Origin of the sequence: Klebsiella sp. CN_Kp075 (assembly GCF_040065055.2) — a bacterium.
Classification (GTDB): Bacteria; Pseudomonadota; Gammaproteobacteria; order Enterobacterales; family Enterobacteriaceae; genus Klebsiella; species Klebsiella aerogenes.
On sequence record NZ_CM198050.1, the window covers coordinates 2,264,812 to 2,281,662 of the forward strand.

At 49.4% G+C, this 16,851-nt stretch carries 15 protein-coding genes; 11 read left to right on the plus strand and 4 right to left on the minus strand.

Annotated features, from left to right (window positions below; genetic code table 11):
- Positions 1-86 precede the first annotated feature (86 nt).
- Positions 87-1,052, plus strand: a complete 966-nt coding sequence (ycjG, locus tag ABLV78_RS10805) for an L-Ala-D/L-Glu epimerase (protein ID WP_045393093.1) — start codon at positions 87-89, stop codon at positions 1,050-1,052.
- On the opposite strand, the gene mpaA is transcribed toward ycjG, so the two are convergent.
- Positions 1,043-1,756, minus strand: coding sequence for a murein tripeptide amidase MpaA (gene mpaA / locus ABLV78_RS10810; RefSeq protein WP_015366282.1), 714 nt, complete (start codon positions 1,754-1,756; stop codon positions 1,043-1,045). The two genes, ycjG and mpaA, sit on opposite strands and share 10 nt — an antisense overlap.
- Before the next feature lie 188 nt (positions 1,757-1,944).
- Here mpaA and ABLV78_RS10815 point away from each other — a divergent pair, with 188 nt between their 5' ends.
- Complete coding sequence (locus tag ABLV78_RS10815) at positions 1,945-3,561, plus strand: peptide ABC transporter substrate-binding protein (RefSeq protein WP_047047294.1); 1,617 nt, start codon at positions 1,945-1,947, stop codon at positions 3,559-3,561.
- Between the two features lie 179 nt (positions 3,562-3,740).
- Here ABLV78_RS10815 and ABLV78_RS10820 read toward each other — a convergent pair whose 3' ends face one another.
- Positions 3,741-4,793 (minus strand): LacI family DNA-binding transcriptional regulator, encoded by a 1,053-nt coding sequence (locus ABLV78_RS10820; RefSeq protein WP_072251429.1) that lies wholly within the window; start codon positions 4,791-4,793, stop codon positions 3,741-3,743.
- Positions 4,794-5,015: 222 nt separating this feature from the next.
- Between ABLV78_RS10820 and ABLV78_RS10825 the strand changes: the two genes are divergently transcribed.
- From ABLV78_RS10825 to ABLV78_RS10860, 8 genes are all read left to right on the plus strand, one after another.
- Positions 5,016-5,456: a PTS sugar transporter subunit IIA gene (locus ABLV78_RS10825; protein WP_045393081.1), complete on the plus strand. Its 441-nt coding sequence runs from the start codon at positions 5,016-5,018 to the stop codon at positions 5,454-5,456.
- A gap of 10 nt (positions 5,457-5,466) precedes the next feature.
- Positions 5,467-5,733 (plus strand): PTS sugar transporter subunit IIB, encoded by a 267-nt coding sequence (locus ABLV78_RS10830; RefSeq protein WP_045393078.1) that lies wholly within the window; start codon positions 5,467-5,469, stop codon positions 5,731-5,733.
- Between the two features lie 31 nt (positions 5,734-5,764).
- Entirely contained in the window at positions 5,765-7,027 is a 1,263-nt protein-coding gene (ulaA, locus tag ABLV78_RS10835) for a PTS ascorbate transporter subunit IIC (protein WP_015366288.1), read from the plus strand.
- 21 nt (positions 7,028-7,048) lie between these two features.
- The gene (gene alsE / locus ABLV78_RS10840; RefSeq protein ID WP_032711805.1) at positions 7,049-7,726 is read left to right on the plus strand and encodes a D-allulose 6-phosphate 3-epimerase; all 678 of its coding nucleotides are present in this window, start codon (positions 7,049-7,051) and stop codon (positions 7,724-7,726) included.
- A 279-nt stretch (positions 7,727-8,005) separates the two neighbouring features.
- Positions 8,006-8,470 (plus strand): PTS sugar transporter subunit IIA, encoded by a 465-nt coding sequence (locus tag ABLV78_RS10845; RefSeq protein ID WP_047047290.1) that lies wholly within the window; start codon positions 8,006-8,008, stop codon positions 8,468-8,470.
- A gap of 52 nt (positions 8,471-8,522) precedes the next feature.
- A complete protein-coding gene (locus ABLV78_RS10850) occupies positions 8,523-8,834 on the plus strand; it encodes a PTS fructose transporter subunit IIB (RefSeq protein ID WP_001028229.1) in 312 nt (103 codons plus the stop codon).
- 43 nt (positions 8,835-8,877) lie between these two features.
- Entirely contained in the window at positions 8,878-9,984 is a 1,107-nt protein-coding gene (locus tag ABLV78_RS10855) for a PTS fructose transporter subunit IIC (protein WP_015366291.1), read from the plus strand.
- A gap of 442 nt (positions 9,985-10,426) precedes the next feature.
- Complete coding sequence (locus ABLV78_RS10860; RefSeq protein WP_047047287.1) at positions 10,427-11,293, plus strand: aldo/keto reductase; 867 nt, start codon at positions 10,427-10,429, stop codon at positions 11,291-11,293.
- Between the two features lie 125 nt (positions 11,294-11,418).
- Here the strand turns inward: ABLV78_RS10860 and ABLV78_RS10865 are convergent, their stop codons facing one another.
- On the minus strand, positions 11,419-13,098 hold the full coding sequence (locus tag ABLV78_RS10865) for a glycoside hydrolase family 43 protein (RefSeq protein WP_047047283.1): 1,680 nt from the start codon (positions 13,096-13,098) through the stop codon (positions 11,419-11,421).
- 43 nt (positions 13,099-13,141) lie between these two features.
- On the minus strand, positions 13,142-14,581 hold the full coding sequence (locus ABLV78_RS10870; RefSeq protein ID WP_165430700.1) for an MFS transporter: 1,440 nt from the start codon (positions 14,579-14,581) through the stop codon (positions 13,142-13,144).
- A gap of 594 nt (positions 14,582-15,175) precedes the next feature.
- Here ABLV78_RS10870 and ABLV78_RS10875 point away from each other — a divergent pair.
- Entirely contained in the window at positions 15,176-16,558 is a 1,383-nt protein-coding gene (locus tag ABLV78_RS10875; protein ID WP_165430699.1) for a carbohydrate porin, read from the plus strand.
- Positions 16,559-16,851: the final 293 nt, after the last annotated feature.

The following is a 16,851-nucleotide window of genomic DNA, read 5'->3' on the forward strand; positions in this document are numbered from 1 at the left end:
ACATATAGTTAACGTCGTAGTTAGTGTATGACATCAGCCAGCAACACGGCAAACTCTATTTAACATTTACCTAAGAGGCCCAGGGAATGCGCAACCTTCGAGTTTTTGAAGAATCATGGCCGCTACACACGCCGTTTGTTATTTCTCGCGGCAGCCGCAGCGAGGCCAAAGTTGTCGTGGTGGAAATAGAAGAGGATGGGGTAAAAGGGGCCGGAGAATGTACGCCTTATCCGCGCTACGGTGAGAGCATCGCCTCGGTGATGGCGCAGATTATGGCAATCGGTGAGCAGCTTGAGCGCGGCGCTACCCGCGAGCAGGTGCAACAGCTACTGCCGGCAGGAGCCGCGCGCAACGCCGTCGACTGTGCGCTGTGGGATCTGGAGGCGCGCCGCGCGGGGAAAACGTTGCCGCAGCTGCTTGGCGTCAATCTGCCGCGCGAAGTGGTGACGGCGCAAACCGTGGTAATCGGCACGCCGGAACAGATGGCGGCCAGCGCCGCCGCGCTGTGGGAGAAAGGCGCGCGGCTGCTGAAGGTCAAGCTCGACGATCATTTGATTAGCGAGCGGCTGGTTGCTATTCGCGACGCGGTGCCGCAGGCGACCTTGATCGTGGATGCTAACGAAGCGTGGCGTGGCGAGGGTCTGGCGGCTCGCTGCCAGCTGCTGGCCGATCTTGGCGTGGCGATGCTGGAACAGCCGTTGCCGGCCGGCGCGGATGAGGCGTTGGAAAACTTTATTCATCCGCTGCCGATCTGCGCCGATGAGAGCTGTCATACGCGGGAAAGCCTGCCGGCGCTGGCGGGCCGCTACGAAATGGTCAACATTAAGTTGGATAAAACCGGTGGTTTGACCGAGGCATTGCTATTGGCGCAGGAGGCTGAACGGCTGGGCTATACGCGGATGCTGGGCTGTATGCTTTGTACTTCACGGGCCATTTCCGCCGCGCTGCCGCTGGCGCCGTTGGCCCGTTTCGCGGACCTTGATGGACCGACCTGGCTGGCGGTGGATGTCGAGCCGGCGCTGCAGTTCAGCACCGGCCTGCTTCATCTGTGAGTGTGCCAGTGCAGTAAATCGGTCATCGCCGCGAGGTACTTTTCTGTGGCTTCGTCGGCGGAGACCGGCGGGAATTCGGCGGTAATGCACGGTAGGCCGATATCGGCGCACCAGCTGCCGAAAGAGCCTGGCGTTTCGTAACCGACGCTGCCCACCAGCGGTAAATTAAAGGCCCCGGCAAGCCATTGTCCAAGCTCGCTGTGGCCGGGGTCTTCAATGCAGGCTAGCGGATCGTGGAAGGAGACCACCCACGCCGGGTGGATCTGGTGGATCAGCTGGCACAGCGCCTGGGTTTCGGGTTCCGAACCTGGCTTTTCACCGGTCAGCAGCACTACATCGCGCTCTTCCGCGGCGCTATTCCAGCGATACACCGTTTCTCCCGCCTTCCAGTTAGCGGCCGGAAAGTTACGGTTGAGATCGATGCCGCGGGCGTTGGCGCGTAGCCCTAACTGACAGCCATCGGGGTTGACTGTGAGAACGACGTGATGGCGACGTAGCTCCGGTTTCAGCGTGCGCAACGCGCAGGAGAGGGTGACGATCGACGAGTTTTCGTCGCCGTGCGTGCCGGCGATAATCAGACCGCTGCGGCTATCGGCCAGCGGAGCGGGGAACCACAGCAGCGGCGCGCCGAGATGCGACTGGCCGTAGCGTTGCGTGCCTGGCGGGAAAGCGCCGCGCAAGGGGCGAGGGCGTGAAACGGGCATAGGGTATCCTGTCATCAGGTTATTGTTAGCAGTGTTGTAGAAAAGCGCCCCGGAATCAAATAGTTTCCATGGCTGGCGAAAAAACTCGTCATGTCAATTTTCTATCATAAGCCGTTTGCAATTTCAGCTGGGGAAACAAATAATTATCGCTCTGCCAGCACTGGTTTGTTCATTTAAAAGGGGATCTCATGAAGTATCCTGTCACATTGACATGCGGCGCGCTGTGGTTAGCCAGCGTTTCTTCTCTTGCCTGGGCGGCTGACGTGCCTCCGGGAACCGTATTAGCTGAAAAACAGCAGCTGGTACGCCATATCAAAGACGAGCCCGCTTCATTAGATCCCGCTAAAGCCGTCGGCCTGCCGGAAATTCAGGTTATCCGCGATCTGTTCGAAGGGCTGGTGAACCAGGATGCGAAGGGCAATATCATCCCTGGTGTGGCGACCCGCTGGCAGAGCAACGATAACCGCGTCTGGACCTTTACCCTGCGCGATAATGCGCGCTGGTCCGACGGCACTCCGGTGACGGCGCAGGATTTCGTCTATAGCTGGCAGCGGCTGGTCGATCCGAAAACCACCTCGCCATTTGCCTGGTTTGCCGCCTTAGCGGGTATCAGTAATGCGCAAAATATTATTGATGGTAAAGCGGCGCCAGACACCCTCGGGGTGACGGCGGTAGATGCCCACACGCTGCGCGTGCAGTTGGATAAACCGCTGCCGTGGTTCAGCAACCTGACCGCCAGCTTTGCGTTCTACCCGGTGCAGAAAGCTAACGTTGAAAGCGGCGCTAACTGGACGCGCCCGGGCAGCCTTATCGGCAACGGCGCCTATGTGCTGAAAGACCGGGTGGTGAATGAGAAACTGGTTGTCGTGCCGAATACACAGTACTGGGATAACACCAAAACGGTGATTAAGCAGGTGACTTTCGTGCCGATTAACCAGGAATCCTCGGCGACCAAACGCTATCTGGCGGGGGATATTGATATCACCGAATCCTTCCCGAAAAATATGTATCAGAAGCTGCTGAAGGATATTCCCGGACAGGTCTACACGCCGCCGCAGTTAGGTACCTATTATTACGCCTTCAATACGCAGAAAGGGCCAACCGCCGATGAGCGCGTGCGCCTGGCGTTAAGCATGACTATCGACCGGCGGATTATGGCGGAGAAGATCCTCGGCACCGGTGAGAAACCGGCCTGGCGATTCACCCCTGATGTCACCGCAGGCTTTACCCCGCAGCCTTCGCAGTTTGAAAGTATGAGCCAGGCCGAGCTTAATGCCCAGGCTAAAGCGCTGCTATCGGCGGCAGGATATGGCCCGGACCGTCCGCTGAAGCTGACGCTGCTGTACAACACGTCGGAAAATCACCAAAAGATCGCTATCGCCGTGGCGTCAATGTGGAAGAAAAACCTCGGTGTCGACGTGAAACTGCAAAACCAGGAGTGGAAGACCTACATCGATAGTCGTAATACCGGTAATTTCGACGTTATCCGCGCGTCGTGGGTAGGGGACTACAACGAGCCGTCGACCTTCCTGTCGCTACTCACTTCTACTCATAGCGGTAATATCTCGCGGTTTAACGATCCGGCATACGATAAGATCCTCGCTCAGGCGGCGCAGGAAACCTCGGAAAAAGCGCGTAACGATGATTACAATGCGGCAGAGAAAATCATCATGGCCAAAGCGCCTATTGCGCCGATTTATCAGTATACCAATGGCCGCCTGATCAAGCCGTGGTTAAAAGGATACCCGATCACCAATCCGGAAGACGTGGCCTACAGCCGCACGATGTATATTGTGAAGCATTAATCAGTACCGGTTGCCTGATGGCGTCAGGCAACCATCGCTAACCCCAGAACTGGCGCGGCTTGCAGCGCCAGTCTCTCTTTCTGACCATTTTCCGCCGCAGATGAAAACATCACTTTTCTGACTCATAGTTATCCTGCCGTATTTGGCGGGATAACAAATCAATAAATATATCACTAAAACTACGGCTTTCTGGTGCTGGCGCGAACTTGTAACGCTGAAGGTAATTCAATGAATTTATCCGTCGAATTACCCGCCAGGAGCTCCAGCAATGTCTGTCCTGCGAGGGTTCCCGTTTCACTCCAGGGAAATTCGACGGCAGTCAGCGCCGGTGAACAAACGGCGGCAAGAGTCCCCCCGCTCAGGCTTGCCAGTGCCAGAGAGTCGGGCACTTTTTGCCCCGCGCCATGGCAGGCCATAATGCAACCGCAGGCGATTTCATCGGATGTGCAAATCAGCGCATCCAGTTCGGGCCAGGTGATACGAATATCGCCGAGCAGGTTCAGGCCGGTCGTAATACCTGCCGCCAGGTGAGAGGTCACCACGCGATGCGGAGAGTGGTTAACGGAGAGCATCGCGCTGTTCCAGCCGCTCAGTACCTGGCGAAACATAATGTTATTGGAAGCCGTGCAAAGCAGGCCGATATTTTTATATCCGGCCTGTACAAGCGAGGTGACCAACTTTTTGATGGCTGCAGCATAGTCAACACCAATGCTAACCCAGCTCGCATCGCGATTGATGGCGCCAATCTCAACCACCGGCACGCCGGTATTACTTATCATTTGCGAACAACTGCTGATGTTATCAATATTGAATTGAACAATCGCAGCCGGGTTGTAAGCGAGCATTTGCGCAAAAGCTTTTTCTTCACTCTGTCCACCCTGGCCGGATTCGATAAACATCATGCTATAGCCCTGGGTCGCGAGCACGGTCTGCAGTGTTTCGGAGACGGCAAGAAAGCCCGGGGAGGAAAAAGAGGGAACCACGCCCATCACCAGGCTAGAGTCAGCGGAGGCAAGGTTGCGGGCCTGCAGATTTGGCACATAACCCAGTTCGCTTACCGCTGCTTCTATGCGTGTGCGCAGTTCAGGGTTCACTTTTTCAGGCATCCGTAACGCGCGAGACACGGTCATTGTGCTAACGCCAACCAGTTTTGCTACTTCAGCGAGCGTAATTTTACCGGTATTTTTTCTGCGTTTTTCTCTCGCGCCATCGTCCGCTTCTAACGTCTGCACTGATTTCCTCCTTTCGCCTGACTGGGCAGCCATTGTAAATGATATTTAGCGCTTTGCGCATTGCCCAACAGCAAAGTAATGATAAGTATGGTTTATCAAGTTAGCGGTAACAATAATTTTAACATAGCTACCATGTTAGCGCTAACTTTGCGAGGGAGATCACGGTAAGCCGTAAAGGCATTCCACTATAGTAGGCGCACCTTCAACGCCATCGGGGTATTTATGATTACGACCTGGCTACCCACGGAAAATATCCAGATTGTAGATTCAATTAGTGACTGGAAACAGGCAATTACATTATCGGCCCAACCCTTATTGGCGAAAGAGGCGATTACTGAAAATTATATTCAGGCCATTTTTAACAGCCACCAAAAACTTGGTCCTTATTATGTTTTAGCGCCTGGTCTGGCGATGCCACATGCTCGCCCGGAGCAAGGGGCTATTAAAAACGGGCTATCGCTATTACATATTAAAAAAGGCGTTTCTTTTGATTCGGAAGATAATGACCCTATTTACGTCGTGATTATGCTGTGTGCGCTTTCGGGAGATGAACACATCAATATGATTACAGCACTGGCGGACATTTTTAGCGATGATGAACGACTCTCAGCACTGCTGAAAGCATCATCAATGAAAACAATTCAAGCCGTTATCAATGGATAATGAGGTAGAGATGAAAAAGATTCTGATTGTTTGTGGTAACGGTTTAGGTAGTAGCTTTATCGTTGAAATGAACGTAAAAAAAATCATTACAGAGTTGAATAAAGAAGCAGAGGTTTCCCATACCGATCTGACTTCAGCAAAAAGCGAAACTGCCGATATTATTCTTAGCGCCAGGGATATAGCTGAACATCTGTCCAGCCATTCTGCACAGGTTTTTGGTTTATCTAACCTGCTGGATAACAATAAAATCAAAGAAATTCTTTCCGAGAATCTCTGATTAATTATTTGCGGCCTTACGGAGTCATTCTATGCTGCAGTTTATTATTCATGATGTGTTGGGCACACCAGCAATACTGGTCGGTCTGTTTTCCCTGATCGGCTTATTATTGCAGAAAAAAGCAGTTTCCGACGTTATTTCCGGAACCCTCAAAACCATTATGGGGTTTGTGATATTAACATCCGGGGCGGCGATTGTCGCCACGACGTTAACGACGTTTAGCCAGCTGTTTGAGCACTCCTTCCATATTCAGGGTGTTGTCCCCAATACTGACGCCATGGCGGCGCTGGCGCAGAAAAACTACGGTACTGCGACAGCCATGATCATGGTGCTGGGGATGTTGTTTAACATCGTCCTTGCCCGTATTACGCCGCTGAAATACATCTTCCTGACCGGCCACCACACGCTGTATATGTCGGCGATGCTGGCTGTCATTCTCTCTGTCGGCGGTCTGTCGCCGTTCTGGGTGGTACTGGTGGGGGCGGTAATCCTCGGCATCATGATGGTGGTCTCTCCGGCTATTCTGCAGCCATTTACCCGCAAAATTACAGGCACTGATGACCTGGCGCTGGGCCACTTTGGTTCAACCGGGTATCTGCTGTCGGCGCTGGTGGGAAAAGCGATCGGTAAAGGCAGCCCGTCGATTGAAGAGCTGAAGGTGCCGAAAACGCTGAACTTCCTGCGTGACTCCTCGGTAGCTATCTCGCTGACGATGATGATTCTGTTCCTGATTCTGGTACTGGTCGCAGGTAAAGAGTTTGTTGAGACCAGCATCAGTGGTGGTCAGAACTTTATCATCTTCGCCATTATCCAGTCGCTGACCTTCGCGGCAGGCGTGTGGATCATCCTTGCGGGTGTTCGCATGATTATTGCCGAAATTGTTCCGGCCTTTAAAGGCATCGCCGACAAGCTGGTGAAAGACGCGAAACCGGCGCTCGACTGTCCAACCGTCTTTCCGTTCGCCCCGAACGCGGTGATCGTCGGCTTCCTGTCAAGTTTTGCCGCTGGTCTGGTGAGTATGTTCCTGTGTCCGCTGCTTGGCCTGAGCGTCATTGTTCCCGGCCTGGTGCCGCACTTCTTCTGCGGCGCGACGGCGGGCGTTTACGGCAACATCTGCGGCGGTCGTCGCGGCGCGGTGGTGGGGGCATTCGCTCACGGTCTGTTGATTTCTTTTTTGCCCGCGATTTTGCTGCCCCTGATGGGCGACCTTGGCTTTGCATCCACCACCTTTGGCGATGCGGACTTTGGCGTTGTTGGCATCATTCTTGGGCATGTCGTGTCACTGTTTAACTAACTAATTTTATAGAGGTGAGGTATGGCAGCTAAATTTTCGCCCTCGTTAATGTGTATGGATTTAACGCAATTCAGAGAGCAAATTACGGCAATGAACGGTCGGGCTGATTTTTATCACGTCGATATTATGGACGGTAACTATGTGAAGAATATTACGCTATCACCGTTTTTTATCGAAAACCTGAAAAAAATTACCGATGTGCCGATCGACGTACATCTAATGGTGAATCACCCGGAAGATATAATTCCAATGTGTATTGATGCCGGGGCCGATATTATCAGCTTCCACCCTGAGACGGCGAATAACAAAATATTCCGTCTGTTGAACCAGATTAAAGACGCTGGTCGTCGCTGCGGCGTGGTGTTGAACCCTGCTACACCGGCGGATGCTATTAAAGAGTACGCGCACCTGCTGGATAAAGTGACCGTCATGTCGGTTGACCCAGGCTACGCAGGTCAGAAGTTTATCCCGGAGTCGCTCAATAAAATTAAACAGCTGATCGCCATGCGCGAAGCGCATGGGTACCACTATCTGACCGAAATTGACGGCTCCTGTAACGAGAAAACTTTTAATGTTATCTCCCAATCGGGCGTTGACGTCTTTATTGTGGGAACCTCTGGCCTGTTCTCCCTGGCGGATAATGTCAGCGATGCATGGGATAAAATGGTCGATATCTATCAACGCGAAATCGCTGCCTGAAAATTGCAGCGCGCTCAGCCGTATTGAGCCATTGTGCGGTGCAAAGAGTCTATTTAACCGGTCTGTCTTTTTGCCTTCGCGTTAGATTTATATGGTTGAGAGCGCTGTAACCATTTTTATATCTGGAGTTCGCGTGCGGCGCCTCGTCGCACGCTTGCGGATGCTATCTATTGATGCTGTCCGGCCACCGAGGCGCCCCGACAGGTTTGGCAGACTGCATGGTGGCAGAAGCTGGTATCGCTGATTAATAATGATTATTTATATTAACGAAGGTAACTTATGGACATTTCGAGTGTACTGAACGTAAAAAATATCAAATTGAACATGATGGCTAAGAGTAAAGAAGAAGCAATTGAAGAATTAGCTGACTTATTAGTACGTGATGGAGCAGTTATTAATGAAGATATTTTTCTGAAAGATGTTTGGTTACGTGAAGAACAGGGCTCCACTGGATTCGAAAATCATATAGCGATCCCGCATGGTAAATCCTCAGGCGTAGCCCGTACGGCATTGGCCATTGGACGAACCCAACATCATATCCCCTGGGAAACGATGGATGGTAGTGACGTTCGTTGTATTATTTTATTTGCTGTATGCCTGGTGGATCAAAATACTACCCACATCCGATTATTATCCCAGGTTTCAGGTTCACTTGCCGATGAAGAGATAGTAGAAAAATTGCTGATGGAAGATTCCCCTCAAAAAATTATTGATCTTTTAAATGCTGAAGGTGCCAGCGCTTAAATTAATTGTCAGATCTGCCATAGTATCTAAAAAACCATTCTGGAGAATAGTTATGAATATTGTTGGAATTACAGCCTGCACTGTAGGTATTGCACACACCTATATTGCGCAAAAGAAAATTGAAATAGCTGCAAAAAAGGCCGGTCACAATGTCAAAATCGAAACGCAAGGCACTATAGGTATTGAGAATGCCTTGACCGCTGAAGAAATTGCACAAGCCGACATTGTTCTGTTAGCCGCCGATGTTAAAGTTTCCGGTGAAGAAAGGTTTGCCGGAAAGAAAGTCGTCAAAGTACCAACGGAAATGGCAGTTAAATCACCAAATAAGCTTATTGAAAAGCTTGGTGAATTAGTCAATTCATAACCCCTACCTATGCGTATCCTATATAAAATAAAGGGCGTAATTTATGAATATAAAAGAAATATGGAAAGCAGCAAACCCTAAAGGTCATCTGCTGACTGCCATCTCATTCTTGATTCCGATTGTCTGTGGCGCTGGGTTTATTATTGCCATCGGTATGGGTTTTGGCGGGACGGTTCAGGACACTTTAGTATCGGGTCAATTTGATCTGTGGCAGGCTTTCGCTACCATGGGAGCTAAGGCACTCGGACTATTACCCGTCGTTATTGCTATCGGAATTTCCGGTTCGATCGCAGGTAAGCCCGGTATTGCCCCTGGTTTTGTTGTCGGTCTGGCCGCTAATGCTATTGGTGCGGGTTTTATCGGGGGCATGATCGGTGGCTACATTTCCGGGTATATTGCTCTTGCTATCATTAAAAATGTGAAGGTTCCTGGCTGGGCTCGGGGTTTAATGCCGACATTGATTGTGCCATTTTTTGCATCCATTTTCAGTGCTCTGCTCATGGTCTATATCATCGGCACGCCTATTGGTATTTTTACCGATGCACTCACATCGTTCCTGAGAAGTATGGGAACTTCATCTAATTTAGTGTTAGGTGCTGTTATTGGGGCGTTGTGTATCGTTGACTTTGGTGGGCCGATCAATAAAACGTGCTTTGCATTCGTCTTAACCCTCCAGGCACAGGGTATAAATGAGCCAGTTACGGCCCTTCAGTTAGTCAACACGGCAACACCTATCGGTTTTGGGCTTGCATTTTTTATCGCTAAGCTGCTTCGCAAAAATATCTATAATAACGAAGAAATCGAAATGTTGAAGTCGGCGGTTCCTATGGGGGTAGTGAATATTGTTGAAGGATCTATCCCTATAGTGATGAATGATATCGTTCGCGGTATTGCAGCAGCGGCAATCGGCGGTGCTTGTGGTGGTGCAATCACCATGGTTTATGGTGCGGATGCAACTGTACCTTTTGGCGGGGTATTAATGCTCCCAACAATGTCAAATCCTATGGCAGGTATTATGGCATTAATAGTTAATATTTTAGTAACAGCAACCATCTATGCTGTCATCAAAAAAGATGTTCCTCGCGATGTTGTTATTAATAACGATCAAGAAGAGGAAGATATCAACTTCGATGATATTAAGATTAGTTAGATATATGCATAATGGCATGCCGTAACTTGATGTCGCGTTCACAATATAATGTGATAATAGAATGTTATTGTTTTTGCGACATATATTATTTCTGCATTCTGTTCTAATCGCCACGAGTAAAAAATGGGTCGCCAGGGTGGCCCATTTTTTACAGGCATGTTATCAGAGTTACTTAAAAAGACTATCTAATAATCAATTGCGGCCCTGACGATTAACGTTGGGTGAAGAGCATGAGGGTAAATAGCAGCAATATTTTGTGGTTCAGTCTTAATCATCGTTTCATATCCGGCATTAATTCAATACGTTCTCCGCTCTGTAGCGTTGCGCCAATCAACCTACCTGTATTTATGAATTCAATGCATAGGTCAAATCAGAAATGACAGACTAATCATGTTGGCATTCCGGTCCTAAAATGATGTTTTCACATGACGGGAGCCTTTTCATGGAATACGCAGTTTTAAGTAACAACCTCAACATGCCGATGGTCGGTTTTGGCGTGTTTAAGGTTACCGATAAAGAAGAGTGTAAGCAGTCGGTATTAAGCGCTATTCGTACCGGTTATCGCCTGATTGATACCGCTGCCGTCTATGACAATGAAGACGCCGTGGGCGAGGCAGTTCGTGAAGCTATCGCCGAAGGGCTGTGTACCCGTGAGGAATTATTTATTACCTCAAAACTGTGGGTTCAGGACATGGCCAATGGCGATATGGCCAAAGCCGGTATCGAGGCGTCACTGAAAAAATCGGGCCTGGATTACTTCGATCTCTATTTATTGCATCAGGCCATGGGCGATTATTTCAGCGCCTGGCGCGCGTTGGAACAGGCTTATGAAGCCGGTAAATTGAAAGCCATTGGCGTGTCCAACTTCTATGCGCATGTCTTGGCCAACTTTTGCGAAACCGTCAGAATTAAACCTATGGTCAATCAAGTCGAACTGCATCCTTACTTTGCGCAACCCGCAGCGCTGGAAACCATGAAGCATTATAACGTTCAGCCTGAAGCCTGGGCGCCGTTAGGCGGTGGCAGATATAAACCTTATGAAGATGCAATGCTTCAGGGGATTGCCGCTGCTCATCAAAAAACCATTGCTCAGGTTGTCCTGCGCTGGAACGTGCAGCGCGGTGTCACGGTGATTCCTAAATCCACTCGGCAGGAACGGATTGCAGAGAACTTTGCAATCTGGGATTTCTCACTGACTGACAGCGAAATGGCGCAAATCAGCGCACTGGATTTAGGCTATGTGGGTGAAGCGGTGAAACACTTTAATCCTGAATTTGTTCGCGGTTGTCTGGGGGTTAAAAAGCAGTAGAAAAGTCATAATGAGACGGTGGGGGAACCCACCGTCCTGATATAAACATTGCCAATCCACAGATCTTCGCTTTCATCTTACCGGGTTAATCTGCGCCAGGTTGACTATAAAAGATGTTCATCAAACTAACCAGCACGTAGCTCGCCAGCCTCCCAGCTATAAACATCATCGCCAATTAATGAGTCGCCCAGTTCCTGATAATCGAAATGGTAAAACTCGGCGCTGACGTCATAACCGGAGTAGTCTACTGCAGCAAGACCTACAAATGCCCCAGTAAAGAAACCGCCATAGCTCTGCAGGACATAGTCATCAGAAAGAACAGCGGCATCTAATATCACCGGGATTTCAATAAACGCGATGCCGTCAAAACTATACTCATAGCTATAGGTCTGCTTCCTGACTTTCGTCCGTAACCATACGTATTCGACGTTTTCAGGAACCTTAATCGCATTATCTTTCAAATATGAAGTATATTTTCCACGGTTGTTTTCGGCGACCTCAATGACTCTACCGTTAATTTCATTCCAGGTGATAAAAGCAAAACTCCAGTGGCGATCGTTGTAGTAATTTGTTAACCCGGCCATTTGTTGGTAACTAAAGGGATTAAAGACTACTTTAACTTCAGCATTAAAGTAAAAGGCTTGCCAGCGGCGGGCAATCAACGACAGGTCATGGGTGTTCGCTAATGACCCCTGGCCGATTAAGGTTAGCTTTCCGTTGCCTGTGCTACCCATTTTTTCGCTAAAAGGTACCCGAAGGGTATTCCAGTTGAGATTGAGCGCTGGCGTTGTAAATTCATCATGTTGGCTGTTGTCTTTCGTGCTTTCGGTATAAATGGCGTCTTTTGGTCCCTCGACAAACGTTCTACCGCCGTGACCGCCTTCCACTCGTGGCCAGCCATCGTCATCCCAGTACACCTTTTGGATAGCCGTTTCCCGGCCAAGCGTGGACCAACCGCGTGGATCATAAATTGACTCACCAGGGCGATTCCATGGACGAGCGCACAGCGAAGCATAATACCACTCGCCTTCGGGCGTCGAAACCAAAGCCCCGTGTCCTTGTTTCTGGATATAGCTGTCAGGGGTATCAACGTTAGTTAAAAATACCTCCCCAGGCTCAGTTTCAAAGCTATCGGCGTTTAATGTCGTGGAACGCGCCACCACCTCCTGATGAGTAAATACCGTTCCCCCCTGAGCGGCAAAGAGATAGTAATAGCCGTGCAGTTTATAGAGATGCGGCCCCTCAACGAGCGCCACTGCGGTACCGCGATAAATGGTTCTTGCTGTTTCGGGCATCAGTTTTAGCGTTTTAGTATCGAGTTCAGTTAAGGTAATGCCGTCAAAAGGATGATGGTACTCTCGATGGTCCCACGTTTGCTGCACGATATATTTACGGCCATCATCATCATGAAAAAGTGAAGCATCAAAACCTACGCCATTAAGTTTGACCGGCGAACTCCACGGGCCGCGAATATCAGTTGCGGTGGTCAGGTAGTTTGTCATGTCTTTAAAGGCACCCTCGGTGACTTTCACATCGGTATACACTAACCAGAATTTGCCATCCGCATAAGAGAGCGCCGGAGCCCAGATGCCGCCTGAAGACGGATTGCCTTTCATATCTAAAAGAGTAGTGGTCGACAATGGTGACGGCAGCAGATTCCAGTGCTGCAAATCCTTTGACTCATGCAAACGGACGCCGGGAAACCACTCAAACGTTGAGTTGGCGATATAGTAGGTGTCCTCAACACGGATAATGCTGGGGTCGGCATTAAAGCCACGCAAAATAGGGTTTTGGATAAGAGACATATCATTACACCTTTATAAATTTACAATTTAATTCGTATTGGTTTTACACCCGAATCTCATCAAGCTGGCGGTTAATGTCGCTGACGTGTTTGTCTGAGATAGGATAAATTTGCATGATGATCATCGAGACAACCGCTAAGGCGATGGGGATCCAGACCGCTGTCATCATGATCCCGTCGATAGCGCTCGCGCTTTGTTGCGCGCCGGTTTCATTAAAACCATAGACGGCCAACAACCACAGAGGAATGGCGCCGCCGATGGTAAAGCCAATTTTGAAAAAGAGTCCCATAATTGCGTTGATAATTGCCGCATTTCGCTTACCGGACTTTAATTCGCCATAGGCAATCACTTCAGGTACCAGTGCCCACATAAATCCGGTGGCTGAGGTTAAGCCCCACTGTTTAATAAATGTGGCGATATAAGCAAGCCACAGCGCATCGTGCATCCCTTCGCGTGACCAGACATAGGTTAATAACTCACCGACAATAAACATCCCCAGGAAAATATGGAAGAAGCCTTTCTTACCAAAAATTTTCTTAAGTTTTGGCCAAAAAATAGGGAACGCAATACCCGGTATTGAGGCGACCAGACCGACGGCGCCCATCCACTCAGAGTGACCAACCACATACTGATTGAAAAAGCCATTTACCGTGTTCATAAAGAACATGAAGGTAAAGGCCAGCATGAAAAATAGTCCAAGAATGACAAGAGGACGGTTATTTTTGAGCTCAAGGAACAGATCGGTTGTTTTGACATTCGCCGTCTGTTCTGCGGTTGCAACAACGCGTTCTTTGGTGAATTTATAACAAATAAAAAGTGCCACCGCGCCTAATAACATATAAACGGAGTAGACGCCGAACCAGGCGTAATTCGCTGATGGATCGGTATAGTTACCAAGGTTGAGTTCAATGCCAAAAAAACCAGTATCCTTGAGGCTACGATCTTTTGGTGAAGCCATTTGTACGAACATCGGAAACAGGGTATAGACTAAAAGGTTGGCGCTATTAGCCAGCATCATTCGCGTACTGGTTAATTTATCAATTGATTCGGGATCTCTGGTTAGCGAGGCATTAAGAGAACCGTAAGGTATATTGACCAGGGAATAGACTAAATCCAGCGCTAAATAGATGATAAAAGCAAACGGTACGGAGCCTCTGACGCCCGGAATGGGGGCAAAAAGCAAAGCGGAAAGAATCACTAGCGGCACTCCGGCTCTTAATAGCCAGGGACGATATTTCCCTGCCGCGGAGGTCCTTTTGTCCACATAGGTTCCAACCATCGGATCCCAAAAAACATTGATGATTCGGACAAAAAGAAAAATGAACCCCGCAGTGGCTGTACTGATCGTATTTACCGTCAACATATGTAGAGCAAGAAAGCCGCCGATCGTGCCGAAAACCAGGTTTTGCGCAAAATCGCCCATACCGTAGCCAATACGTTCCCCGCGAGTTAATTTATGATATTCATCATTGCGATTTTGCATTATGTTTTTACTCATTCTGAGCAGACTCCGGTTTGTTGTGTGAATGTGAAACACTTTCTGACACAAAAGATCGCGAAGAATCTATTACGTTTTTAAATTAATTAATTATGTTTTTTTACTTCTGTGATCCTCAAAGCAAAGGCCGTTTGGCATTATCTCTGTACTCTATATGGATTTTATGATGTTGAATATATGAAAGTGATATTTGCGAGATGGCTCACATTTGAGTGTTTTCTCAATCGCTGAGTGAAATAACGTAATTGAGCAGCCGGTTTATAGAATACAGGATGTGTCATAGTTGTTACATTTCTTACATCCACCAATATTGGAGTGTTCATGCAATCTTAGGTCAAGTGCAGCGCGATTAATGGTTTTGTTCACCATACAATGAAATTCAACTGGCAAGTCTCTGCGGCGTTGCTTGTTTTAGCGCTAATCATTAATTTAATTGTGGGAAAGGAGAACGTTATTCGTATAAAACCTCTGTAGTCGAACAAAATAAAAATTAAATTGTTCTCACAGTAGCAACATATTCTGCGTGGCCAGAGTGAGATTGTTATTGCCTGAATAAAATTAACCTCTATTGAGATAATGATGACAATGATAAGAAAGCTTCCATTAACTATGGCGGTCATCGCCGTGTTTTCTCCGCTTACCTCTGTAACAGCCCAAGAATTTACCCAGGAGCAGATCGACGCCATCGTCGCGAAAGCCGTCGATAAAGCGCTGGCCGACCGCCAGGCCAAAATCGACGCCGCGGCTAATAAGAAGGTCGATGTTATAACCAACCCGCAAACCACCGCGGCTTCGCCGGATCTGGCGATCCCTTTCGGCCTGAAATTTAGCGGTTACGCCCGCTATGGCGCCCACTTCCAGACCGGCGACCAGAAATATGTCGGCGTCGACGGCTCCTATAACGGCGCCTCGGCGATCGGCCGTCTCGGTAATGAAAGCAACGGCGGCGAATTCCAGATCAGCAAAGCGTTCAAAAGCGCGCAGGGGGCCATCTGGGATCTCAACGTCATGTTTGACCACTGGAGCGACGAGGTTAACCTGAAAAAAGCCTACGTCGGCGTCACCAACGTCCTCGAATCTAACCCCAACGCCTATATCTGGGCCGGTCGCGACTTCCACCAGCGCCCACAACAGGGGATCAACGACTACTTCTGGATGAACCACGACGGCCAGGGCGCCGGGGTGAAGAATTTCGATATCGGCGGCGTGCAGTTCGACGTGGCGACGGTGTCGCAGGTGAAATCCTGTAGTCCGGAAGTGATGGCCGACGAGACCAACCCGTCGCGCATCACCTGTACCGGCAGCTCCGATACCGGCGACAACGGCCACTACGCGCTGACCACCAAAACCCACAACATCAAGGCCGGGCCGATCGACGTCGAAGTATATGCCAACTACGGCTTTGACTCAAAAGCGGTGGACAGCGACGCGCGCCTCGATGCCTGGCAGGGCGGGCTGGTGCTGAGCCATAGCAACGACAGCGGGGTGAACAAAGTTATTCTGCGTTACTCCGACAACTCGGATAACAGCGTCTATAACAAGACCGACGACCTGACCACGGTTTATGCCAGCTTCGAGGGCAGCCATAAATTCACTCAGCAGGCGCAGATCGAGTATCTGCTGGCCTTCCACGATTACGACAACGGCAAGGACAATACCGATAACCGTAAAAACTACGGTGCGATCGTCCGGCCGATGTACTTCTGGAACGACGTGCACTCGACCTGGCTGGAAGCGGGCTACCAGCGCGTTGACTACGACCAGGGCGGGGATAACCACGGCTGGAAGCTGACGCTGTCGCAGAACATCGCCATCGGCATGGGGCCGGAGTTCCGCCCGATGCTGCGCTTCTATGTTACCGGCGGCCAGGTGGATAACGAGCACACCGCGAAAGTAGACGGCACCAGCGACGAGCGGCTGGATTCGCTGAACATCGGCGGTATGTTTGAGGCCTGGTTCTGAGAGAATGTTTTTTACGAGAATACCAGACTGGCCTACGCCAGTCTGGTAGTTTTTGACACCCAGAATGCTATTTTATTAACGTCTCTATTAATAGTTCCTTTTAATAATTCATTTATTAAAAGGAATGATTTTATTTCGACGCTGAAAGTTGAATTTATCACATTTAAATAGTTTTCATCTGTGATTGAGTGAATTATATATTGGTTATCGTGTTGAGATTGCATAAGTTATTGGTTGAAATGATTGCTTGCCGGCGATATTGATCTATGCCAATTAAATGACTTGTTATCTCT

Coding starts and splice junctions, on each gene's coding strand:
- ycjG (WP_045393093.1), top strand. CDS start 87: ATGCGCAACCTTCGAGTTTTTGAAGAATCATGGCCGCTACACACGCCG.
- mpaA (WP_015366282.1), bottom strand. CDS start 1,756: ATGCCCGTTTCACGCCCTCGCCCCTTGCGCGGCGCTTTCCCGCCAGGC.
- ABLV78_RS10815 (WP_047047294.1), top strand. CDS start 1,945: ATGAAGTATCCTGTCACATTGACATGCGGCGCGCTGTGGTTAGCCAGC.
- ABLV78_RS10825 (WP_045393081.1), top strand. CDS start 5,016: ATGATTACGACCTGGCTACCCACGGAAAATATCCAGATTGTAGATTCA.
- ABLV78_RS10830 (WP_045393078.1), top strand. CDS start 5,467: ATGAAAAAGATTCTGATTGTTTGTGGTAACGGTTTAGGTAGTAGCTTT.
- ulaA (WP_015366288.1), top strand. CDS start 5,765: ATGCTGCAGTTTATTATTCATGATGTGTTGGGCACACCAGCAATACTG.
- alsE (WP_032711805.1), top strand. CDS start 7,049: ATGGCAGCTAAATTTTCGCCCTCGTTAATGTGTATGGATTTAACGCAA.
- ABLV78_RS10845 (WP_047047290.1), top strand. CDS start 8,006: ATGGACATTTCGAGTGTACTGAACGTAAAAAATATCAAATTGAACATG.
- ABLV78_RS10850 (WP_001028229.1), top strand. CDS start 8,523: ATGAATATTGTTGGAATTACAGCCTGCACTGTAGGTATTGCACACACC.
- ABLV78_RS10855 (WP_015366291.1), top strand. CDS start 8,878: ATGAATATAAAAGAAATATGGAAAGCAGCAAACCCTAAAGGTCATCTG.
- ABLV78_RS10860 (WP_047047287.1), top strand. CDS start 10,427: ATGGAATACGCAGTTTTAAGTAACAACCTCAACATGCCGATGGTCGGT.
- ABLV78_RS10865 (WP_047047283.1), bottom strand. CDS start 13,098: ATGTCTCTTATCCAAAACCCTATTTTGCGTGGCTTTAATGCCGACCCC.
- ABLV78_RS10870 (WP_165430700.1), bottom strand. CDS start 14,581: ATGCAAAATCGCAATGATGAATATCATAAATTAACTCGCGGGGAACGT.
- ABLV78_RS10875 (WP_165430699.1), top strand. CDS start 15,176: ATGACAATGATAAGAAAGCTTCCATTAACTATGGCGGTCATCGCCGTG.